General features: G+C 61.8%; 21 protein-coding genes. 12 read left to right on the top strand and 9 right to left on the bottom strand.

Annotated features, from left to right (window positions below; genetic code table 11):
• Positions 1-55: 55 nt before the first annotated feature.
• From O8W32_00890 to twy1, 4 genes are read left to right on the top strand one after another with little or no spacing between them, the layout of a single operon-like run.
• Positions 56-844 (top strand): ATP-binding cassette domain-containing protein, encoded by a 789-nt coding sequence (locus tag O8W32_00890; GenBank protein WII09401.1) that lies wholly within the window; start codon positions 56-58, stop codon positions 842-844.
• A 2-nt stretch (positions 845-846) separates the two neighbouring features.
• Positions 847-1,446, top strand: coding sequence for a zinc ribbon domain-containing protein (locus tag O8W32_00885; protein WII09400.1), 600 nt, complete (start codon positions 847-849; stop codon positions 1,444-1,446).
• On the top strand, positions 1,443-2,966 hold the full coding sequence (locus O8W32_00880; protein ID WII09399.1) for a replication factor C large subunit: 1,524 nt from the start codon (positions 1,443-1,445) through the stop codon (positions 2,964-2,966). Before O8W32_00885 ends, O8W32_00880 begins: the two co-directional genes overlap by 4 nt.
• 9 nt (positions 2,967-2,975) lie before the next feature.
• Positions 2,976-3,941, top strand: a complete 966-nt coding sequence (gene twy1, locus O8W32_00875; protein ID WII09398.1) for a 4-demethylwyosine synthase TYW1 — start codon at positions 2,976-2,978, stop codon at positions 3,939-3,941.
• Between the two features lie 15 nt (positions 3,942-3,956).
• Here twy1 and O8W32_00870 read toward each other — a convergent pair whose 3' ends face one another.
• Complete coding sequence (locus O8W32_00870) at positions 3,957-4,223, bottom strand: DUF1294 domain-containing protein (GenBank protein ID WII09397.1); 267 nt, start codon at positions 4,221-4,223, stop codon at positions 3,957-3,959.
• Positions 4,220-4,639: a hypothetical protein gene (locus tag O8W32_00865; protein WII09396.1), complete on the bottom strand. Its 420-nt coding sequence runs from the start codon at positions 4,637-4,639 to the stop codon at positions 4,220-4,222. Before O8W32_00865 ends, O8W32_00870 begins: the two co-directional genes overlap by 4 nt.
• Before the next feature lie 124 nt (positions 4,640-4,763).
• On the opposite strand from O8W32_00865, the gene O8W32_00860 reads away from it, so the two are divergent.
• The 4 genes from O8W32_00860 to O8W32_00845 all read left to right on the top strand — a co-directional run bounded on the left by O8W32_00860 (position 4,764) and on the right by O8W32_00845 (position 8,364).
• The gene (locus O8W32_00860; protein ID WII09395.1) at positions 4,764-5,711 is read left to right on the top strand and encodes a hypothetical protein; all 948 of its coding nucleotides are present in this window, start codon (positions 4,764-4,766) and stop codon (positions 5,709-5,711) included.
• Positions 5,711-6,664, top strand: coding sequence for a hypothetical protein (locus O8W32_00855; protein ID WII09394.1), 954 nt, complete (start codon positions 5,711-5,713; stop codon positions 6,662-6,664). Before O8W32_00860 ends, O8W32_00855 begins: the two co-directional genes overlap by 1 nt.
• Positions 6,665-6,746: 82 nt before the next feature.
• A complete protein-coding gene (gltS, locus tag O8W32_00850) occupies positions 6,747-7,931 on the top strand; it encodes a sodium/glutamate symporter (protein WII09393.1) in 1,185 nt (394 codons plus the stop codon).
• A 22-nt stretch (positions 7,932-7,953) separates the two neighbouring features.
• Entirely contained in the window at positions 7,954-8,364 is a 411-nt protein-coding gene (locus tag O8W32_00845) for a cupin domain-containing protein (GenBank protein WII09392.1), read from the top strand.
• Here O8W32_00845 and O8W32_00840 read toward each other — a convergent pair.
• The 7 genes from O8W32_00840 to O8W32_00810 all read right to left on the bottom strand — a co-directional run bounded on the left by O8W32_00840 (position 8,350) and on the right by O8W32_00810 (position 17,361).
• A complete protein-coding gene (locus tag O8W32_00840; GenBank protein WII09391.1) occupies positions 8,350-10,491 on the bottom strand; it encodes a UvrD-helicase domain-containing protein in 2,142 nt (713 codons plus the stop codon). The two genes, O8W32_00845 and O8W32_00840, sit on opposite strands and share 15 nt — an antisense overlap.
• Complete coding sequence (locus O8W32_00835) at positions 10,488-11,144, bottom strand: tetratricopeptide repeat protein (protein ID WII09390.1); 657 nt, start codon at positions 11,142-11,144, stop codon at positions 10,488-10,490. Before O8W32_00835 ends, O8W32_00840 begins: the two co-directional genes overlap by 4 nt.
• 118 nt (positions 11,145-11,262) lie before the next feature.
• Entirely contained in the window at positions 11,263-11,859 is a 597-nt protein-coding gene (pdxT, locus tag O8W32_00830) for a pyridoxal 5'-phosphate synthase glutaminase subunit PdxT (GenBank protein ID WII09389.1), read from the bottom strand.
• Positions 11,856-12,731 carry a pyridoxal 5'-phosphate synthase lyase subunit PdxS gene (gene pdxS / locus O8W32_00825; GenBank protein ID WII09388.1) on the bottom strand — a complete coding sequence of 292 codons (876 nt, stop codon included), beginning with the start codon at positions 12,729-12,731 and terminating at the stop codon, positions 11,856-11,858. The genes pdxT and pdxS overlap by 4 nt, the downstream gene beginning before the upstream one ends.
• A gap of 389 nt (positions 12,732-13,120) precedes the next feature.
• Positions 13,121-14,065, bottom strand: coding sequence for a Na+-dependent transporter (locus O8W32_00820; protein WII09387.1), 945 nt, complete (start codon positions 14,063-14,065; stop codon positions 13,121-13,123).
• A 278-nt stretch (positions 14,066-14,343) separates the two neighbouring features.
• The gene (locus tag O8W32_00815) at positions 14,344-16,437 is read right to left on the bottom strand and encodes a DEAD/DEAH box helicase family protein (GenBank protein ID WII09386.1); all 2,094 of its coding nucleotides are present in this window, start codon (positions 16,435-16,437) and stop codon (positions 14,344-14,346) included.
• A 27-nt stretch (positions 16,438-16,464) separates the two neighbouring features.
• Positions 16,465-17,361 carry a hypothetical protein gene (locus O8W32_00810; protein ID WII09385.1) on the bottom strand — a complete coding sequence of 299 codons (897 nt, stop codon included), beginning with the start codon at positions 17,359-17,361 and terminating at the stop codon, positions 16,465-16,467.
• 164 nt (positions 17,362-17,525) lie between these two features.
• Here O8W32_00810 and O8W32_00805 point away from each other — a divergent pair, with 164 nt between their 5' ends.
• The 4 genes from O8W32_00805 to O8W32_00790 all read left to right on the top strand — a co-directional run bounded on the left by O8W32_00805 (position 17,526) and on the right by O8W32_00790 (position 22,679).
• Entirely contained in the window at positions 17,526-18,380 is an 855-nt protein-coding gene (locus O8W32_00805; GenBank protein ID WII09384.1) for a pyridoxamine kinase, read from the top strand.
• A gap of 317 nt (positions 18,381-18,697) precedes the next feature.
• Positions 18,698-19,897 carry an ATP-binding protein gene (locus O8W32_00800; GenBank protein WII09383.1) on the top strand — a complete coding sequence of 400 codons (1,200 nt, stop codon included), beginning with the start codon at positions 18,698-18,700 and terminating at the stop codon, positions 19,895-19,897.
• Between the two features lie 557 nt (positions 19,898-20,454).
• Positions 20,455-21,078, top strand: a complete 624-nt coding sequence (locus O8W32_00795; GenBank protein ID WII09382.1) for a GNAT family N-acetyltransferase — start codon at positions 20,455-20,457, stop codon at positions 21,076-21,078.
• Positions 20,964-22,679: a YgiQ family radical SAM protein gene (locus O8W32_00790; GenBank protein WII10058.1), complete on the top strand. Its 1,716-nt coding sequence runs from the start codon at positions 20,964-20,966 to the stop codon at positions 22,677-22,679. Before O8W32_00795 ends, O8W32_00790 begins: the two co-directional genes overlap by 115 nt.
• The last annotated feature ends 16 nt before the right edge of the window (positions 22,680-22,695 follow it).

Raw genomic sequence — 22,695 nt, 5'->3', positions numbered from 1 at the left:
GATAAGCATGCCTGCAGGGCTCACCTTTTTAGTCATGTCCAGTTTAAGCCCGCGCATGGAGAACGCACTCGAACTCTCCAACGTGTCCGTCGTGAAGGACGGGCATCGGATATTGGACCGCGTCAGCCTGATCATCGGGCAGGACGAGAACGTCGCGATCATAGGGCTCAACGGCTCCGGGAAGACCACCCTCCTCAAGCTGCTACGCGGGGACATCTACCCCTATGACGATGACGAGGTCCCGTACTCTATGAAGATATTCGGAGAGAGGCACTGGAACATATTCGACCTGAGGACCAAGATGGGGGTCGTGTCGATGGACCTGCAGAACAGGTTCTCGCCCGTCACCACCGTCCGGGAGGTCATCGGTTCCGGTTTCTTCGGCAGCCTCGACATCTTCAGGAACATGGAGGTCAGGCCGGAGATGGAGGAGCTCATCCGCTACCGCGCGACGGAGATGGGGATCGAGGACCTCCTGGAGAGGACCATCGAGGGCCTGTCCCTGGGCGAGATGCGCAGGGCGCTCATAGCCAGGGCCCTGATCACCAATCCCCGGATGCTGATCCTCGATGAGCCGATGACCGGCCTCGACATCGTCATGAAGTCGAAGTTCAGGCAGATGTTCGACATCCTGATCGATTCGGGCGTCCGCATCGTGATGATCACCCACGACCTGACCGACATCCCGGTCAGCATCGGGCGCATCGTGATGATCCGCAAAGGCAGGATATTCGGCGACGGGAAGAAGGAGGACCTGCTCAACGACGAGAAGGTCTCCGAGCTCTACGGCGCGAAGATAAAAGTAGAAAGCACCAAAGGGATATACCGCATGTATCTGGAGTGAAGATGAGGTATTACTGCAGGGAATGCGGACACGAGATCGAGCCCGGGGCCGATTTCTGCTATTACTGCGGCGCTCTCAAGTCTAAAGCGATAGCCATAGACGACGAAGGGCGCGAGGTCTCTCCGGCGTACAGCCCGGACGGGGTCTGCCCGGACTGCGGCCACAAGAACGTCGAGGGCGCCTCCTTCTGCTCCGAATGCGGCAGGAAGCTGTCCTCCGAACGCCCGCAGGAAGGGGCGGCCGCCGACCCCTTCGCGCAGCCGTACGGCCCGTACCCCGTCAAGACCCTCACCAGGAAGGACTACCTCGCCATGTTCCTGGCCTTCGTGCCGGGAATCGTTAACATCTTCGGCCTGGGGCACCTCGTCATGGGGAAGTGGTCCCGCGCGTTCATGTACCTGATGATCTCCGCCGTGGTGCTGTACCTCAGGTTCACCGTCGTGACCTCGTCCGGCACCGGCGTCTACATGCTCTATTGGTTCATCACCTTCGCCGTGTACTTCCAGCAGTCCATGGAGGTGGTGAGGCTGATCTACGCCCCTCCCGGTGGCGGAAAGCAGGACGGGCCCGGCGGGGACAGCGGGACCGGAGGGCAGCGATGAGCGAGGACTGGAACGAGAAGTACCGCCCCAAGACGCTGGACGATGTCGTCGGGAACCCGACCGCCGTGCAGACCATGCGCGCCTGGGCGAAGTCCTGGGAGCACGGAGTCCCGGAGAAGCGCGTCCTGCTCCTGAAAGGCGCCCCCGGCATAGGGAAGACCTCTTCCGCCTGGGCCCTGGCCCGCGAGATGGGCTGGCCGGTGGTGGAGATGAACGCCTCCGACCAGAGGAAGGCGGAGGACATCAGGAACATAGCGCTCAGGGCCTCGCATTTCGACACCTTCTCGGACGACGGCAGCTTCTCCGCGGTCCGCAACGGCGGGATGAAGATGATCATCCTCGACGAGGCCGACAGCTTCTCCCCGTCGGGGGACAGGGACGCCCTGCCGGCGATCAGCGAGCTCATAAAGACCACCGAGCAGCCGACCGTGATGATCGTCAACGACTTCTACAACATCTCGAGGAGGTCGTCCGCCGTCAAGGACTGCACCCTGCAGGTCGATTTCAAGAAGCCCCGTGCCGCTGCCGTCGAGAGGGTGCTCGCCCATATCTGCGAGTCGGAAGGCGTGGACGCGGAGCCGGCGGCGCTGGCCGCCATCGCGGACAATGCCGACGGCGACCTGAGGGCCGCGGTCAGGGACCTGGAGTCCCTGGCGTACGGCGGCGTCAGGGTGACCGCGGAGGCGGCCCATGCCCTCTCCATGAGGCAGGCCGCCGGCACCAAGAGCATGTTCGACTTCATCGGGGCGGTCTTCACCAAGAGGGACCCGGCCCTGGCGTATTCCGTCCTGCGCGACGTAGATTCCGACCCGGGCACCGTCTCCGTATGGCTGGACGAGAACATACCGTACCAGGTGTCGGACACCGGGGAGCTAGTCCGCTGCTACGAGCGCCTGTCCCGGGCCGACATCTACCTCGGGAGGGTGAACAGGCGCATGTACTACGGGTTCTGGGGATATGCCAACAACCTGATGGTCGACGGCATCATAGAGTCCCTGCACAGCAAGCCCAAATGGACCCGCATCAACTGGCCGTCTTACCTCACCAAGATGTCCCGCACGAAATCGGTCCGCGCAGTGAGGAACTCCCTGGCCTCCAAGATCGGCCGCATGACCCACACCTCGGCCGCCCGCATCCTGGCGGATTCCCTGCTCTCCTACAGGGCGATGGCGAAGAACGACCAGGGGTTCCGCGTCATGCTGGTGAAGGAAGGGGGCCTGGACGAGGATGAGCTCGCGTTCCTCCTGGGCGCGAAGGTGGATTCGGCGGCGGTGAAGAAGACCTTCCTCGAGGCGTTCCCGCCCGAGGAGAAGCCGGCCAAGAAGACCAAGGGCAAGAAGACCGCGCAGGAGCCAGTTCAGGAGCCTGCGGCAGCCGCTCCGGCCGCCGAGGAGCATGCAGGGCCCGAGGCGCCTGCAGAAGAAACGAAGACCGCGCAGGAGCCAGCTCAGCAGGCGGCGCCCGAGGCCCCCGCTCCCAAGCCGGCGAAGAGAGTGCAGACGAGCCTCTTCGATTTCTGAGGCACGGCCATGGACGAGGAATACCGCCAGACCCTGATCCGCCAGCATTACCGCGTCTACCGCGACCATGCCGCCGTCAAGCTCTGCGGGTGGATCAAGGAGTCCCTCCTTCACGGGCGCCATTGCTACAAGCAGGACTTCTATGGGATAATGACGCACCGCTGCCTGCAGATGACCCCCGCCATCAACGAATGCACCCACATGTGCCCGTTCTGCTGGCGCACGGAGGGGCACGATTACCCGGTGACGGAATGGGCGGAGCCGAAGGAGATGCTGGACGCCCTCATCGAATACCACCGGTTCCTCCTGTCCGGGTTCAAGGGAGACCCGCGCTGCGACCCCAAGATGTTCGAGGAGGCCATGAACCCCAACCAGGTGGCCTGCTCGCTCGCCGGGGAACCCACTGAGTACCCCTATCTGTCGGAGTTCTTCAGGGAATGCAGGTCCAGGGGGATGACCGTGTTCCTGGTCACCAACGGCACGAACCCGGAAAGGATCGCCGCCCTGGACACCCTGCCCTCGCAGCTCTACGTGACCGTGGCAGCGCCCGACCGGGAGACCTACGCGAGGGCCTGCAGGCCCAAGGTCTCTGACGGCTGGGAGCGCATAATGGAGACGCTGGCACTTATGCCGTCGCTCGAGACGAGGACGGTCATAAGGCATACTCTGGTCCAGGGGATCAACATGTTCCGCCCCGAGGATTACGCCAAGATCGACAAGACCGCCGATCCCGACCTCGTCGAGCCTAAGGGCTACGTGTTCGTCGGGGGCTCCAGGCAGAGGCTGACCGTCGATGCCATGCCCTCGTTCGAGGCCGTGAAGGATTTCTCGGCCAGGCTGGGGGAGGAGCTCGGCATGTCGCTGCTGCGCGAGAAGAAGGACAGCCGCGTCGCGCTCCTCGGTTATGAAGGCACGGAGCTGGACACCGCCCGGGCATGGGAGTCCGGGACGGCGTTCTCGCGCCGCTTGCACTGATGATCCGTCCTCTGCTCACGCCGTCAGTATAAGGATGATGGCGGCGATGTGCAGGACGAGGAAGACGTAGTTCGCGAGGAACTTCCGCTTCCTGGTCTTGTGGCGGAACGCATGCATCCCGGCGACCGCTCCCCACGGTGCGATAAGACCCAGCAGGAGGAGCGTGCTCTCCTTTATCCTCCACTCGCCCTTCACGGCGCGGCGCTTGTCGATGCCGTAGACTGCAAATGATATCAGATTGAGCAGTATGTACGCCGCGGCTGCGGCCTCTGCCGGGCTCATGATCTGAGCTTCTCGGCGAAGGCGGCCATGCTGATGCCCACTCCGTCCTTCTGCTCGTCCTTGTCAGGGAAGAAGGCGGAGAAATCATCCTTGCCGAACTCGACGGGCATGGACGCTTTTATCTTGTCGAGCTCCGCCTTGGCGCGCTCCCCCTTGTAGAGGCAGCAGATGAAGAGCACGGTCTGCTTCCCCGCGAGGGCCTCCTTGTTGGCCTCCGCCCACGACATCAGGGGCTTGTAGGGCTTGCCGGCATGGACACCGGTCCCGAGCACGATCCTGTCGTAGCGGGAGATGTCGATCCTGGTCTGGTCCTTCAGGTTGAAAGTGTCGGCGCCGGACTGCTGTGCCAGATACTTGGCTGCGGCCTCGACGTGCTTTCCGATGGAAGTCGAATAGATGATCGCTGTGCTTGTCATGATCCCATCCTCGGCACTCTCATGCCGAACTCCGTAAATAGCGTTTCGCAGGGCCGGCGAAATTGGACGGAACGTGTTTCGCAAGGTCGCAGAACGTTAATATTAACGTTCCATGTGCCAGTTCATGGTATATCAGACCGAGCTCATCTCCGAGGAGGAATCGGCGGCCCTCCGCGCCAGATACGCCCCCGGCCTACTGTATGCGGCCAAGGCGGACATCAACGGGGTCGTCATCGAGCTCTGCACCTCGGACAGGGACTTCACGGACATGTGGAGGGACAACTTCTACTCGGCCTCCGACCGCGTCCGCTCCCACGCCAAGCTCTTCGTCGTCAGGGAGCCGTCGGCGGGCGAGAGCGTGCTGAGGTTCGAGCCCAACTCGAAGACCGCGTTCCTCCTGAACTTCGATTACTACGGCTGGGTCAAGAGCATCGCGCTCGGGATCGCCGGGTACATCAACGAGGCCGCGCACGACATCTACTCGGTCCACGGGGCGGCGATCTGCGCCGACGGTGTCGGTGTCACCCTCATCGCACCTCCGAAGACCGGGAAGACGACCCAGTCATGGGGCCTCCTGAGATCGGAGAACGCCTCTCTCATCTCGGACGACTGGTTCTTCGTCAAGTTCGGGTCTTCCGGAAGGCCGCAGATCCGCGCCTCCGAGAAGAACTGCTACATCGATGCCGACATCGGGGACGTGTGGGAGGAATACCGCCCGCTGGTCAAGAACGTGAAGTTCGACAGCCGGGGCAGGGGCATCGCCAACATCCGCTGGGTATCCGGCGGGTCCTCGGTGGTGCACGAGTGCTCGCTGAGCCATGTCATCCTGATGAAGCGCGACCCGTCGGACGGGGAGAAGTGCAGGAGCATGGATGCCGAGGCCGCGCTCGAATACCTTTCCGCGGCGGACCTGTGCAACCCGCACCAGATCGTGAGGGATGCCTACAGGACCGGGCTGAGGAAGGAGTTCTTCAGGAAGCTGCTGGACAGGTGCGATGTCCATATGATCAACACCATCGGCACGCCGCAGGAGACCCAGGACATCATCCGCAGCATCGTGGGGGCGCATTGATGAAGCTGAGGGACGAGGAGAAGATACAGAAAGAGAAGGACCGGGCCGAGGCCCGCAGGAAGAACAGGGCCATGAAGGACGAGGAGGCCCGGAAGAGGACCATCGAGACGGAGAGGGACAGGATCAGGCGCAACTATGCCAAGAACAGCGCCGGCCACCGCGAGATGCACAACCTCGGCGCCACCATCCTGAAGTCCTCGCTCATCATCCTCGTGGCCGTGGCGGCGTTCGAGGTCGCCTGCTTCATCCTCTACGACACCTGGGGGGACGGCTCCACCCACCTGATCAACCTGGCCGACAACAGCTTCGCGTTCATCGTAGGTCTGACCGCCATGGACGCCATCATGTACATCAACCAGGCGAACGGCCGCAAGAGGTCGGAAGAGAGGGCGATCATACGCCACAACAGGATCCTCCAGCCGGCCATCGATATGTACCTGGCCAGGAAGAACATGATGCTCACACCTCCGGGGGACAACGTCCGCACGTACCTGGTGAAGTCAGACCTGACCTTCAAGAGCCTCTCCAACATGTACGAGAAATCCGACATCATCACCGACGCCGGCAGGACCAGGATCGAATGCTTCAGGACCCAGCACAAGGCCCTGGCCAAGGCGTTCATGAACACCGTCGAGGACATCGACTTCGACTTCAACCCCGAGATCTGCGATGCGGCCATGAAGTTCATCAACGCCTCCACCTACGGAGGCGCCGCCCTGGACTCCCTCATAGCCTACCAGTCGGACGCCATGAAGGGCGAGAAGGCCGCGGTCATCCGCCAGATCAGGAGTTCCGATATCTCCACGACCCTGGGCGACGCCGATGTCGAGCTCAAGAACGTCATGCTCCTGGCGGAGATGGTCCAGCAGGAGGAGGACGCCCTCTCGGAGTACATCACCACCGTCCGCGAGATGTCGTCCGTCAAGCTGACGGCCACCCACTACGAGCTCTGAGGTTCCGCCGTCCGGGCCGTTCTCTTTGGAGAGGGCGGCCCGGGCGTTCCCTTTTTAAATACCGTCCTGCGTCAGGTGAACCGTGTACACCGTCCATTTCGACGTCTACCAGACCGCCATGATGGGAGCGGTCGCGCTCGCCGTCGGCATACTCCTGGTCAGGCGCTCGAAGCTCCTGCGGAAATACTGCATCCCCGCGGCCGTCATGGGCGGGCTGGTGTTCTCGATAGCGTTCTGCGCCATCTACGAGGCGGACATCGCCGAAGTTTCCTTCGACGAGACCCTGAAGAACGTCTTCATGATGGCCTTCTTCTGCTCCGTCGGCTTCATGGCGTCGGTGAGGATGCTGAAGAAGGGAGGGCGCCTGGTGCTGACCCTCCTGGCCCTCGTCGGCGTCCTGATCGTCTGCCAGGACGTGCTGGGCGTCTCCCTGGCGTCCCTCCTGGGCATGGACCCGGACATGGGGCTGGCCCTCGGCTCGATAAGCCTTGTCGGAGGGCACGGGACGGCGGGGTCGTTCGGCCCCGACCTGGTGGACATCTACGGCGTGGAGAACGCCGATACCGTCGCCATCGCCGCCGCCACCTTCGGATTGGCCATAAGCGGGTTCGTAGGAGGGCCACTGGCCAAGAGGAGGATCGAGAAAGGCAACCTGTCCCCCGACAAGGACGACATCGCCATGGCCGAGGAGGAGGAAGAGGTGCGCAAGATCGATTCCGAGCGCTTCCTCTATGCCCTCCTGCTGCTGTGCATCGGCGTGGGCGCCGGGTCGTACATCGTCGCAGGCATCAAGGCCGCCGGCCTCACCCTGCCGGTGTACCTGGGGGCGATGCTCGTGGCCATGCTCATCCGCAACGTCGCCGATTGGAAGGGGATCGAGCTGCCGCTCAAGGAGATCAACACCCTCGGGTGGATCTCGCTGTCGCTGTTCCTGTCCATCGCCCTGATGGTGACCCAGCTGTGGAACCTCGCCGACTTGGCCGGCAAGATGGTCGTCATACTCCTGGCGCAGACGGCGCTGGTCGCTGTGTACGCCTATTACGTCATATTCAACGCCACCGGCAGGGACTACGAGTCCGCCGCCCTGGTGACGGCCACCGCAGGGTTCAGCCTGGGGGCGACCCCCAACGCCATGGCGAACATGGAGTCCCTCTTCGACAAGTACGGCGTCGCGCCCAAGGCGTACTTCGCCGTCCCCCTCGTCGGGAGCGTCTTCATAGACCTGCTGAACGTGGCGATAATCACCGTTTTCCTCAACATTTTATAACAGCCGGCATATACCTTACATCATGTCATCTGAAGAAGTCCCCAAAGACCTCAGCCCGTTCGATGCCGGGGAGCCCAACCCTTACGGAGCCCATTTCGAAGGCAAGAGCTATCTGAAGATGTTCGCCGAGTCCCCCGTTGGCATCGCCAACGTGACCTTCGAGCCGGGATGCCGCAACCACTGGCACATACACCATAAGGGCGGGCAGGTCCTGATCTGCATCGCGGGCTGCGGATGGTACCAGGCATGGGGAGAGGAGCCGCGCGGGCTGCACCCCGGAGATGTCATCGCCATCCCGCCGGAGGTGAAGCACTGGCATGGGGCCGCCAAGGATTCCTGGTTCTCGCACATCGCCGTGGAGGTGCCCGCTCCCGGGGCCTCAACCGAATGGTGCGGGCCCGTCTCGGACGCCGACTACTCAAAGCTCCCGTGAAAGCTTCGCGTCGAAGCGCAGGGTGCGGGGAGTCTCGAGATTGTCGAACTTCACGATGTAGCACATCTCGCGCTCGGAAACCTCTTCCACAGTTCCGGCTCCGAAGACCTGGTGGACCACCCGGTCCCCGCGCCGGAACAGGTCGGACATCCGCCTGGCGCGCGCAGCCTCGGTGCGGGCGCGCCCCTCCATCTCCTTGGCCATCTCCGGGTCCAGTTCGACGGCGTAATCGAGGTTCTCCCTCCCGATCTCGAACACGAAACGCGAGGGGTTCTTGAATCCTCCCGACTCGGCCGGCCCCTCGGAATCGGTGAGGTACAGGCCGTACTCCGCACGGGTCATGGCGACGTACATCAGCCTGCGCTCCTCCTCCATCTCCTCCGGGCTGTCCGTCTTCTTCGAAGGGAACACGCCTTCGTCAAGCCCGCAGATGAAGACGTACGGGAACTCCATGCCCTTGGAGGTGTGGACGGTCATGAGCTTCACCCTGTCCGGTTTCTCATCTCCGTTCCCGTCGAACAGCGACGCATGCACCAGGAAATCCTCCAGGGTGGCGTCCGGGTCCTCCCCGTACTCTGTTATTCCGCGCTTCAGCTCGGCGACGTTATCCAGCCTCTCCTGGTCTCCCTGCAGCCTCAGGAACCTCTCGTACCCGGAGCGGTCCATCAGCGCCTGCAGAAGGTCGCCGAGCGACATGCTCCCGCGGAGCTCGCGGGCGGCCTCGATGCAGGATACGAAGCGTCCGGCATCGGTGCCCTTGAAGACCGGGTCGCGGATGCTGTCCCTCAGCGCCTCGTACAGCGTCCTGCCCCCGGCCTCCGCCCTCTCTGCCAGGAGCTCCATCTTCTTCCTGCCGATCTTCCTGGGAGGGACGTTGACCACCCTCCGGAAGGAGATGTCGTCGCCGTAGGCGACCATGCGCAGGTAGCAGATGAGGTCCTTCACCTCGCGGCGGGAATAGAACTCCGTCCCGCCGTAGATGACGTACGGGATCTTGTTGCGCATCAGGGCCTCCTCCAGCGGGCGCGAGAGATGGTGGGCGCGGTAGAGCACGGCGCAGTCCCCGAGCTTCCCGCCTTCCTTCCTGATGTCGGAGATGCGGGAGCAGATCCACTGGGACTCCTCACGGTCGCTCTTGGCATGGAAGAAGACGGGTTTGGTGCCCTCCTCCTTCACCGCCTTCAGGGTCTTGGGGTAGCGGACGATGTTATGGCTGATGAGCTCGTCCGAAGCGGCCAGGATCTCGGGGACGGAGCGGTAGTTGATGTCGAGGACGATGGTCTTGGAGTCCGGGAACTCTTTGTCGAAATCGAGGAACATCTTCGCGTGCGAGCCCCTCCAGGTGTAGATGGTCTGGTCCGGGTCGCCGACGATGAAGAGGTTACGGTGGACCGACGAGAGTATCTTGGCGATGCCGTACTGCCTCGCGCTGACGTCCTGGAACTCGTCGACCATGACGTACTCCATCCTCCCGGCCCACTTGGAGCGGACGTCCGGGAAGCGCTCGAGGATGTAGGTGGCGAAATTGATGAGGTCGTTGAAATCGAGGCCGAAGCTCTTCTTCTGCTCGTACAGATAGCGCAGGAAGATCCCCTCCTCCATGTCGTCCGTCGCCTCGAACCTCGCCCTCAGCTCCTCGTTGTTAAGCAGGTAGACGTTGTCGATGTAGTCCTCGGTGCGCAGCTTCCGCGTCTCGAGGATGTTGTCGTTGGCCTTCTTCACGGTGATGTCGCGCGACGTCAGACCCATGTCGGAGAACACCTTGAGGAGGGTGTCCCTCACGTCCTCCTCGTCCATGATGATGAAGTCCTTGGGATAGTTGAGGACGTTGATGTCCTCCCTCAGAAGCTGCACGCAGAAGGCGTGGAAGGTGCATATCATCCCCAGGTCGAGGTCTCCAAGTTCCGCGCGGATCCTCCGCTTCATGACGTCCGCGGCGCGGTTGGTGAAGGTGGCGCAGAGGATGTTCGCCGGGGATATCCCTGCTTCATCCACGAGGTAGCAGTAGCGGGCGGTCAGGGCGCGGGTCTTGCCTGTTCCGGCACCGGCTATCACCCTCACCCTGCCCTCAGTGGTCAGGACGGCCTCCTTCTGGGCGTCGTTCAGCCTGTCGAGGTATCCTTTCATTCCGGTCTCCGGCCCATGCCGCTGTCGAGAGCTTCCAGGGCCCCGGCGGCGTCCGGGTCCCCGTACATGTCGGCGTACCGCAGGAGGGTGCGGCCGTTCGCCTCATCCTTCTCCACGCCCTCGCCGAACGCGAACATGCATCCCAGCTCATAGAGCGCCTCGGCGTCCTTCTTCTCCGCGGCCTGCTTCAGCCAGCAGACGGCCTTCGCCATGTCCCTGTCTACACAGTTCTCTCCGTCGCGGTACCATTTGCCCATCTGGCACATGGCCCCTGTACATCCTTCGGCAGCCGCATGCAGGCAGAGTTTCACCGCTTCGATGGGATTGCGGTCGACCCCTTTCCCGCGGGAATAGAGGGATGAGAGCAGGTACTCGGCGTCGGCGTTCCCGCGGTCGGCCGCCCTCCTGAAGAGCTTGGAGGCCTCGCGGTAATCCTGCTCCGCGCCGTCGCCGGTCATGAGGATGATGCCGAGCCTCACCATGGCGTCGGCGTTGCCTTTGTCGGCCGACATGCGGTAGAGGGCGGCGGCCTTCTCCTTGTCGACGGGAACGCCGATGCCCTGATAGTAAACGCCGCCGAGGACGTAGAGATCGCCCGGATCGCTGGGCGGAGGTATCTCGCGGGCACTGTCAGCAGGCTGTTCGCCGGTCATAGCTGACATGATGGAGAATCGGATTTTATAGTCAGCGGAAAGGGCGTGCTGCACCGAACGATTTCTCGACTGCAGGTTAATTCCGAAACGGGGATAAGAATCCCCGCAGCGGATCGCCTTAGAATCGCTGCCTTCGCAGGCTGAGCCCCGCCACTTCCTCGAGGAAATAGCGGTGCACTCTGAGGTCCTTCGACAGTTCAGGGTGGAACGTGATGCCGAGCTGCCTTCCCTGGCGGGCTGCGACGATCTGCCCGTCGACCTTCGCGAGGACCTCGGCTCCCGGCCCTGCGGACTCTATTACGGGTGCGCGGATGAAGGTCATGGGTATCTTCCCGATCCCGTCGAAATCCTCCTCTGCGTAGAAGCTGCCGAGCTGACGTCCATAGGCATTGCGCCTGACCTTGACATCCAGGGTCCCGAACACCGGTTCCCCTCCGACGACCTCCTTCGCGAGGACGATGAGCCCCGCGCAGGTGCCGAAGACGGGAAGCCCATCCTCGATCATCTTCCTGAGCGGGGAATAAAGACCCAGATCGCGGAGGAGCTTTCCGATGACGGTGCTCTCCCCGCCGGGGATGACGAGCGCGTCGAAATGCCTCTGCAGATCCACGCGCTGCCTGATCTCGAAGACGTCGGCGCCCAGCCTCTTCAGGGAGCGCTCATGCTCGATGAAGGCCCCCTGAAGGGCAAGGACGGCGGCCGTCGGCGTTCTCACTGCCCCCTCTCTGCCATTATGGTCTTGATCTCTTCGGCGTTTATCCCGACCATGGCCTCGCCGAGGTCGGTGGAGACCTCTGCCAGGATCTTCGGGTCGTCGTAGTTGGTGACTGCCTGGACGATGGCCTTGGCGCGCTTGGCGGGGTTCCCGGACCTGAAGATGCCCGAACCCACGAACACTCCCTCTGCGCCGAGCTGCATCATGAGCGCGGCATCGGCGGGGGTGGCGACGCCTCCGGCGGCGAAGTTGACGACCGGGAGCTTGCCGTGCCTGTGGACGTACTGCACCAGGCTGACTGGAACCTGGAGCTCCTTGGCCTTCTCATAGATCTCGTCGGCCCTGAGCGCCTTCACCCTGGCGATCTCGGAGTTGACCGCCCTGAGGTGGTGGACGGCCTGCACGACATCGCCGGTTCCGGGCTCTCCCTTGGTGCGGATCATGCTGGCACCTTCGGAGATCCTCCTGAGGGCCTCGCCGAGGTCCCTGGCGCCGCAGACGAACGGGACCTTGAACTTGGTCTTGTCGATGTGATAGATGTCATCGGCGGGAGTGAGTACCTCGCTCTCATCGATGTAGTCGATCTCCAGGGCTTCGAGGATCTGCGCCTCGACGAAGTGCCCGATGCGGCATTTGGCCATCACTGGGATGGAGACGGCGTCCTGGATGCCCTTGATCATCTTGGGGTCACTCATGCGGGAAACCCCGCCGGCGGCGCGTATGTCCGCAGGGATCCTCTCGAGGGCCATAACGGCGGCGGCCCCTGCCTCTTCGGCGATCTTCGCCTGCTCCGGGGTAGTGACATCCATGATGACGCCGCCCTTCAGCATCTGAGCCAGTTCCTTGTTCAGTTCATATCTGCTCTTGGCCATTTCTATCGTCGCTTGCCATGCAGACATGCTATTTAACAATATCCAAAAAGTACATTAATGTATTATTATGTACATTAACAATAGATTACAAAGTAATGTCCTTCATGCTGGATATATTTTTCCTAAGAAATGGAAAAAAGATGCCTGCATTGAGGCATTTATTAAAGCATCTCAGGACCCAACAATCTGTGCGGTATGCCAGATCCGTTTCATTCCCCGTATTCCGCTTCGATAATATTTGGCAATTCGATCCAGGCCCGCGGATGCAGATGCGCTGTCTGGCACTTAGAACGGGAGGCGGGGCGCAGGCGAAATCGGGAGGGAAAAGCTCCCGATTCCGAGCCGATCATGTTCGGCGATCGATCCGGAAGAGGAGAGGACGGCGCCTTTCAGGCCGCCGTCCCCAGCACCTCGGCCTCGACGTTCTCATGGGAGGGCCAGTGCTTCTTGATGTAGCCGTTCATGACCGCGAACCAGATGCTCTCCATCATCAGCGACAGGACGCAGGGCAGGGCGGATTCGCTGGCGTCCAGGAGCACGAGGCACATGGTGGTCGCCAGGCCGGAGTTCTTCCAGACGGCGAACCCCATGTAGACGACGCCGTTGTCCCTGTCGGTCCCGTGCCTCTTCATGAACCAGACCATGGTCAGGCTGACACCGAACGTCCTGACCAGGCAGGCGGCGATGATGTAGAGGACCAGGTCGAGGTTGTCGATGATAAAGTCCCTGTTGTTCCCGATGGAGAAGACCATCAGCAAGAACATCATGATGTTGATGAAGATGACCTTCCCGTTCTGGTTGAGCTTCACCTTCTTGAGCGGTATGTTGACCAGGAGGGGGACGGCGATGAACAGGAGCACGTACTTGAAGATGTCAAGCGGGCTGACCGCATCCCCGATGAACACAGTGGTGAGCAGGGGGGTGAGGGCCAGGGCGATGAGGTAGATCACGGTCAGGGCAAGAACGGACATCACCCTGTTCCCCTTCATCATCAGCGAGAGGGTGATGACCGAGACCCCGGCGGGTACCGAGGCGAGCATGACCCAGCCGTACCAGAGGTCCTTGTAGGACGGGATGAAGAGGGCGCCCACGGCTAGCGTCAGCGCGGTGCAGATCCCGAAGCAGCAGACGAAGGACCAGAATATCGGCTTGGCATCCTTCTTGAAGTCATCCTTCCTGAACGACAGCCCTGCCATCGCCGCGATCATCTGCAGCATGAGGACAGCTATCACCATGTTGGGGACCTGATCGCCCAGGCTGCCCACGGCGAACGCCACGAAGATCGATGCTGCGACCCAGTACTTTATGTCCGTGAGGACGGACATCATTGCCATGACAGCACCCACCTAGAAGTCTGATATAAGCGTTTTGCGTGCTTACGGGGCAGCCTGTCGTGACCGCCATGCACGATGCGATGAATGGGAAGTGTGCGGGGCGGGCGGCACAAGGCCATGTCGCCCGGCCCGTCCGGTTTTTAATTTTGAGCTACGCGGGTCTCTGAGACAGCGTTTTTGCAATGGATCGGGAGCTTATGGGCTTCCGCGCCCCGCACGGAACCGCGATGCCGCGTCCGGTATATTATCCCTGCCGGTCCGATCCATTTGTTCGGCGTTCATCCGGAGAAGAACCTGGCCGCGTCACCGACCGGATCGTCCGTGGGCACGGCCCCCAGCTGCCTCGCGTTCCTCGCGGCCCTGCTGTCGATGATGACCGCCATCCCGCGGTCGGTCTCGGTCCTGATCAGGCGGCCGATCGCCTGGCGGATCTTCCTGACCGCAGGCACTTCCGAGCAGTAGACCCATCCCATCCCGGCGCCGTAGCGGGAGTCGAACATGGTCTTCATCGCGTCGGATTCCAGCGACGGCGGGGGGTACGGCATGCCGACGATCACGGCGAAGCACAGCTCGTCGCCCGGGAAGTCCATGCCCTCGGCCACGGACCCGCCCATGACGCAGACGAACACGCCGTCCCTGCCCCTGCGGAAGGCGTCGAGCGAGCGCATGGTGTTCCTCTGCCTCCCCTTCTCCTCCCAGTAGAGGGGCTTGTCGACGGCCTCCTCCAGGTACGGGCGTATCCTGCCCATCATGCTGTACGACGGCATGAAGACCAGGGTGTTCTTCCTGACGGAGTTGCAGAGCTTCGCGACCGTCCGCTGGATCTCGGGCCACATCGACGGGTTGGACTTCAGCTCGTCGTACTTCGTGGACAGGCCGCGGGTGTAGACCACGAGCCTGTTCTCCTTCGGGAACGGGGACGGGTAGGTCCTGGGTATCGAGTCACCCGGCAGTCCCATCACCCTCGCATATTGAGCCAGGGGCTGCAGCGTCCCGGACATGTGGACCGCGCCCGGCAGGGAGCGCATGAACGTCACGATGTCCGCCGGATCGATGCAGGACGCAGTGAGAAACTCCCCGTCCGCATCGGCGCGGACGGCGCGGACGTACCTGCTGTCCGGGCTCTTGATCCACGCCTCCAGCAGGTGCCCCAGCTCCAGGACGGGCGAGGAGGGCGCGTCGGTGTCGGCTATGGCCTCCTCCCTCTTCTCCCCCAGCTCGATCAGCCTGTTCACGGCCGCCCCAAGCTGCGCATCATCGATGCCCAGGATGGCGCAGAGGCTCCCCTCGAGAGCTTTGGGGGGCAGGGCGGTCTCCTTCCTGTTGAAGCCGATGTACTTGGTGCCGAGGTCCTTCATGGCCCTCCCGACGGCGCGGACGAACTCGGTCATGGTGACGCCCTGGCACAGCTGCGGGGACCGGCGCTGGGACGCTGCCGGCGTTGAAGCGTCGGAGGCATCGGTGAACAGCATGGCCTCGTCGTGAGCGGACGCCACGAGCCTGGCCGTGATGGTGAAGCTCTCCTGCTGCCTCACGGCGTCGATCAGGTTGTGGGCCTCGTCCACGATGAGCACGATGCCCTTCTCGTCTACGCCCATGTTTGTCAGCAGGTTCTTCCTGATCTCCGGGTCGATTATGTGCACATAGGGCGCGACGACGACGTCGAAGTCCTTCAGCAGGAGCTTCTTGGCCTCGTAGGGGCAGGCGCCGAGGTTCCTGCAGAACGCGTCCAGTTCCTCCGAGCGCGGGAAGTTTCTCCTGGCGTACATGGAGATGCTGTTCAGCCTCGGCTCCACCTGCTCGAAGAACTGGCACCCCCCGGGGCGGTTCTGCAGGCTCTTCTGCTTCCGGTCGGAGCAGAGGGTGGAGAGCGCGCTCGGGCTGAGGTCGGCGAAATCCGGGCGCGACTGGAGCAGGGGGCAGGACTTGCTGCGGCCGGTGAGCGTTATCCCGGAGACCGGCTTGAGGGAGGAGATCGCCTTGAGCTCCTTCATCACCTGGTCCGACTGGGATATGGTGCGGGTGGTGTAGATGATCTTCTTGCCGGTCTTCCTCGCGTGCTGCAGGGCCCCCGCCAGGGAGACGATGGTCTTCCCGGTGCCGGTGCCCGATTCGATGACGATGTGCCGGTGCCGGTCGAGGGCATCGACTATGTCGCTGATGATCTGCAGCTGGAACTCCCTGGGCTCGTAGGGCAGGAAGGGGGCCTTCATCTCGGAGGCGTCGGAGACCGTGGCAGGGCCCTGACGGTGTTCCGGGACGGGCTCCTGCATCTGAGGCCCGTCGGCTCCGAGCACGGTCCCGCAAGAAGGGCATGTGCCGACGCCCGGGAGGACCATCGCCCCGCACTGGGGGCAGAAGAATGTGCGCATCGCTCCGCCTAATCCCTCCGCCGTATATCAATGGGCGGAATCCCCGGACCGCGGGGGCTCGGCGCCGATGCTGAGCTTTACCTGCTTCATCAGGTACTTCTCGGCCTCCTTCATCTTGTGCAGACCCATGTACGCCTGGGCGATCTCCCCGCACAGCTGCGACAGCAGGTCCCTGTCCTCCAGGGCATGGCGGGCCTCGAGGTCCTCGAGGATCCTCTCGGCCTTCTCCGCATACCCGATGAACTCCTCCCCCTTGCAGAGCTCCGCGCGGCCGACGTAGGCGTCGACCAGCATGATGTCGTCCTCCAGCTCCCCGGAGGCCCTGAGGGACTCCCCGGTGCGCACGGCCTCGTCGAAGTACTCCCCGGCCTTCTCCGGGTCCTCCGAGCCGGACAGGGCGTCCGCCTCCATGCTGCATGCCTCCATGTACCTGTTGCGGCTCCAGGCATCGTCCTTCCCGACGGTCTGGGACATGGATTTCTCCGTGAACGGCAGGGCGTCCGCGCCCATGTCCTCGTCGATGAGCGTCTGGGCGCAGTCGAGGCAGAAGTCGGCGATGGCCCTGCCGTCCGGGAAGTGCCTGGCGCCCGGCTTCAGCTGCCCGAGCCTCGTGGCGGCCAGCCTGAACTCCTCCGCGGCCTCGTGCACCGATTTCTCGACGATCGTCATCCCCTTCATGGCATGCGTCTTGACGTACAGCCCCGGGTCCACCGACCCTCCGGAGTCCTCGATCTCCGCGATGATGTCGGACGCATCATCGAAATCGCCGTAGGCGGAGACGTAGGAGTCCATCATGAACAGGACGCAGCCGCGGTTCACGAGGGCCTCGAGGAGCTTTTCCCTGGGCCCGCTGTCCTCGAGGGCGGAGACCTTATCGTTGTACTCCGCCAGGGCCCTCTCGAGATGCTCGTCCGAATTCAGCATGCGCCTCTATTCCTGCTATCGTTTCTTAAAAGTATCGGGGAGAGCAAGCGGGACCTCGGGAAATGGCCGAGACCCCCTGTCATTCTGTGTTTCCCTGTGCTTCCGCCGCAGGCGCATTCCCTGTTCGCGGTTGTTTAATACGCGGTGGCCCATCAATCGGGCATATGCAGCAGAAACGCGTTCTCGCCGTCCACGACATCTCGTGCGTCGGCAAATGCTCCCTGACCGTCGCCCTGCCGATCATCTCGGCCGCCGGCGTCGAGTGCTCCGCCCTCCCCACCGCCGTGCTCTCCACCCACACTGGCGGGTTCAAGGGCTACACCTTCCGCGACCTCACCGACGACATCGAGCCCATCCTGGCACATTGGAAATCACTGAATGTGAGATTCGACGGCGTGTACACCGGCTACCTCGGGTCCGCCCGGCAGGTGGCGCTCGTCGAGGAGATCTTCGCGTACGCCAAGGGGAACGGGGCGCAGATCTTCGTCGACCCGGTGATGGCCGACGACGGCAAGATGTACCCCGGGTTCGACATGTCCTTCGCGAAAGGCATGAGGGACCTCTGCACCCGCGCGGATGTCATAATGCCGAACATCACCGAAGCGGTGTTCATGCTCGGCGAGGAGTATAAGCCGGGCCCGTACACGGAGGAGTACATCGAAGGGCGGCTCAGGCGCCTCTCCGCGCTCGGCCCGAAGAAGGTCATCCTCACCGGCGTGCACTTCGACAGCGTGAAGCTGGGCGCCGCCTGCTACGACGCCGGCACCGGGAGGACGGAGTACTTCTTCCGCGACCGCATCCCCGGATACTACCACGGCACTGGGGATATCTTCGGGTCCGTGATAGTCGCCTCCGTCATGAACGGCCTCACACTGGCCAGAGCGACGGAGCTGGCCGTGGACTTCACCTGGAGGAGCATCGTCAGGACCCACGACGCCGGCACCGACGTCAGGTTCGGCGTGAACTTCGAGGCCGGCTTCCCCCGGCTCCTCGATGACATGGGGCTCAGGAAGGACTGAGGCAGGGGCCCTGCCCCTCGGGAACGGGTTCTTCACGAAGGTGCCAGGATCGGATAATCGGATACGGCGGACCCTTCCGCATCGGAAGGTCCGCCGTCCCCCGCTGTTTCAAAATCAATACAGCGGGCATAGGGCCCGGAAAGATTTTTTGATTAATGTTGCAGCACTGCAACTGATGATCTTCTTTCAGAGATCCGGCTTCCTGAAAGAACGGCGCCGAAATAATGGTATTATAATACAATTTTCAAAGAATTATCGACCTAAAATTGTATTATAATACAATTATTGAAATACGAAGGAACCCTTAGAGTTCTATGATGAAAGGTATGATAGAGCGCCCTCTCTACATGTCGGAGCTCGAGAGCCTGCGTGACGACAGGGGCCATGTCAAAGTGATCACCGGGGTCAGGAGGTGTGGCAAGTCCACGCTCCTGATGCAGTTCATGGAGAAGCTCAGGTCCGACGGCGTCGGAGACGGCGAGATGCTGCTGATCAACTTCGAATCCGCCCGTTACGATTCCATATCTGATCACTCTGATCTCAATGAATACCTCAGGTCCAGGGTCCCTGCAAAAGGGCGTTTCTATCTTTTCCTGGACGAGGTCCAGAGGGTGAAGGATTGGGAGAAGACTGTGAATGCCCTGATGGTCGACACCGAGGCCGACATCTACATCACCGGCTCCAATGCCCATCTCCTCTCCACCGATCTCGCCACCTACCTGACAGGGCGCTACGTGGAGCTGAGGATGCTCCCCCTGTCCTTCAAAGAATACATGGACCTCAGGGGGAACGGCAGGAAACCTGACGAAGTGTTCGGCGAGTATTTCGAGTACGGAGGGTTCCCCGGCATAGACCCAGCTTTAGGAAAACAGGCAGCATCGGCGATGCTGGACGACCTGTACTCGTCCATCGTGTTCAGAGACATCGTCACGCGCGGGAACGTGAGGAAGCCAGAGGAACTGGGGAAGATGGTGACCTATCTGATGCTGAACATCGGCAACCCGATAGAGAGCGCCGCCGTGGCCAGGGAACTGCACATGAACGTCCGCACTGTGGAGAAGTACCTCGCCGCGGTGCAGTCGGCATGCCTGTTCTACCGCGCCGACAGGTTCGATCTGAGATCCACTGCCCTGAGCCCTACTCCGAAATACTATGCAGTGGACCCGGGGCTGCGCAACAACTCCGTAGGCATGGCCAGCAAGGACAGGGGCAGGGTGCTGGAGAACATAGTGTACCTGGAGCTGAAACGCAGGGGATACGGGATAATCGTCGGCAAATGGGACTCCAAGGAAGTGGATTTCGTCACCGAGAAGAACGGCATGAAGGCGTATTGGCAGGTATGCCTGGGATATTATGACGATAAGACGGAGGCCCGGGAACTGGCTCCGTTGAGAGCGATAAATGACAGCTGTCCGAAGACCGTCATACTGATGGACGGGCGCGGAACGACGTCTACCAGGGACGGCATAAGGGAGATGGGGGTCACGGACTTCCTGCTCAGCGAGAAGAATGAATGAGATTAATTAAGCTAAGCGAGGAATGAATCATATTTCCACACAGTCGCTGTTCAAATCTGGAAGTATGTCATTGAATACTGCAATTCTGTAGGCACGAATGATTGTGAGTCTATTATCGATCGATTTTTTACGGACAGAGGACTCAAAATCTCGGGTTGAAAATTCTACAAATGCCGGGTTGAAAATTCTACAAATGCCGGGTTGAAAATTCTACAAATGCAATATCGCACCAATGTACCATGCCTTGCATGACCATATGAATGAAAATGAAGCCCTCGATGGGCCTCTTATTGGATCCTGCGTGAGGAGAAAACTCAAATGCAATACCGAATGGCAGAGCAGGTCGTGTTGCAGTACGCCTTCGGCAGAATATTCCAGCACCGCATATGCGAACTAGGCATTATCCAAAGATGGATTCTGAAAAATTCTCATGGTCGATCTTCTAGAAAGAAGTTCTTGCTGCGATGAATTGATTAAATCCAGAGTATCGGCACTGCATTCTTGATTCACATTCCTGACCTGCTGATTACAAGTACTGCATCGGCATAGCAGAGCCCATGGCCGAGATCGAGATCATCGGGAAGGACAGGGCAGAGGAGCTGCATGAGTTCGCCCATCCCATCTGGACAGAAGTGTTCGGACCGATGATCGCCGGCGGAGAGGACGAGACCGAGCGCATCTTCGAATCATGGCAGTCGGCCGACAGCATCCGCCGGGCCATGGACGACGGCTTCGTCTACGGCTACCTCATCGACGGCGGCAGGAAGGCCGGGTACCTCGCGGCCCGTGTCGAGGGGGAGAAGATCTTCATCAGCAAATGCTACCTTGTGAAGGACGAGCGCGGGAAGGGCCTGGGCTCCGAGATGATCGGAAAGATGCTAAATTACGGGAAGGAGCACGGCTGCACCTCCGCCTACCTGCACGTGAACACCAGGAACCTCCGGGCGATAGACGCCTACGAGAGGAACGGGTTCCGGAAGCAGTACCGTGAGATCGCCTACCTGGGCGACGGGTTCTCGACCGACGATTACATCATGTCCAGGGAGATCCGATGTTCATACCGACCGTGCCCGAGGAGGTCAGGGCGCGGGGATGGGACTCCCTCGATGTCATCATCGTCTCCGGCGACACCTACATCGATTCGCCGTACAACGGGGCGGCCATCATCGGCCACTGGCTGATAGACAACGGGTTCAGGGTCGGGATCATCTGCCAGCCGTCGGTCTCGGACGGAGTGGACATAACCCGCCTGGGGATGCCCGGGCTGTTCTGGTCCGTGACCTCGGGCTGCGTCGACTCCATGGTGGCCAACTACAGCCCGTCCGGGAAGTTCCGGAAGGAGGACGACTTCACCCCCGGAGGGATCAACGACAGGCGCCCCGACCGCGCCTGCATCGCGTACTCCAACCTGATCCGCCGGTACGCCAAGGGAAAGCCGATTGTCCTGGGCGGCATCGAGGCCAGCCTGAGAAGGGTCGTCCACTACGATTTCTGGTCGGATTCCCTGCGCCGGAGCATCCTCTTCGACGCCAAGGCCGATGCAATCACCTACGGGATGGCGGAGCTGTCGAACCTGGAGCTCGCGGAATGCATGAGGGACGGGCGGGACTGGAGCAATGCGAAGGGCATATGCAGAATCGGCAGGGAGGCCCCCGACGGGTACAACGAGATGCCGTCCTACGAGGAATGCGCCGCCGACAGGGCGAGGTTCGCGGACGCCTTCCGCATCTTCTACCATAACTGCGACCCTGTCACCGCCGCAGGCCTCGTTCAGAAGCACGGCGACCGCTTCCTGATCCAGAACCCTCCCCAGCGCTGCCTCGCGCCGGAGGAGCTCGACCGGGTCTACATGCTGGACTACGAGTACGCCGTCCATCCGTTCTATACCAAGAACGGCAAGGTCAGGGCGATGGACACCATCAAGAACTCCATAACCACCCACCGCGGATGCTACGGGGAATGCTCGTTCTGCGCCATAGCCGTCCACCAGGGCCGGAGGGTGGTCTCACGCACCGCCGATTCCGTCGTCGCGGAGGCGGAGAGGATAGCATCGATGCCGGGGTTCAACGGCATCATCTACGATGTCGGCGGGCCGACGGCAAACATGTACGGCATCGAATGCCCCCGGAAGGCCTCGAAAGGCGCCTGCCCGGACAGGAGGTGCCTCTACCCCAGGCCCTGCCCCTCGCTGAACATAGACCATTCCGCTCAGATAGAACTCCTGAACCGCATCAAGGCCGTGCCCGGGGTGAAGAAGGTGTTCGTTACCTCCGGCATACGCTTCGACATGGCCGTCGCCGACGAGGATCACGGGCAGGAATACGTGGACTGCATCGTGAAAGACCATGTCTCCGGACAGCTGAAAATCGCCCCGGAGCACATCTCGGCCGAGGTGCTGTCGCGCATGGGGAAGCCCGGGCCGAACGTCCTGCTGGACTTCAAGGACATGTTCGATGCTTCCAACCGCCGCCAGGGGAAGGACCAGTATCTGACATACTACTTCATGGCCGCCCACCCGGGCTGCGGTCAGAGGGACATGGAGGAACTGGCGGATTTCGTGCACCGGGAGCTGAGGACCAACCCGGAGCAGGTGCAGGTCTTCACCCCTACGCCGTCCACGGTCTCCACCCTCATGTACTGCACCGGGAAGGACATGGACGGGCGCAGGGTATGGTCGGAGCACGTCCCGGGCCTGAAGCAGAAGCAGAAGCAGACCGTCGTGCCTCCTTCGGAGAGGCACGGGGACGCGAAGAACGGCAGGAACAGGCCGGGCAGGCGCTGACTTCGCCCCTGAGAAA

This window comes from Methanomassiliicoccales archaeon LGM-DZ1 (genome assembly GCA_030168595.1).
Lineage (GTDB): Archaea > Thermoplasmatota > Thermoplasmata > Methanomassiliicoccales > Methanomethylophilaceae > Methanomethylophilus.
This window is presented reverse-complemented; position numbering and strand designations above follow the sequence as displayed.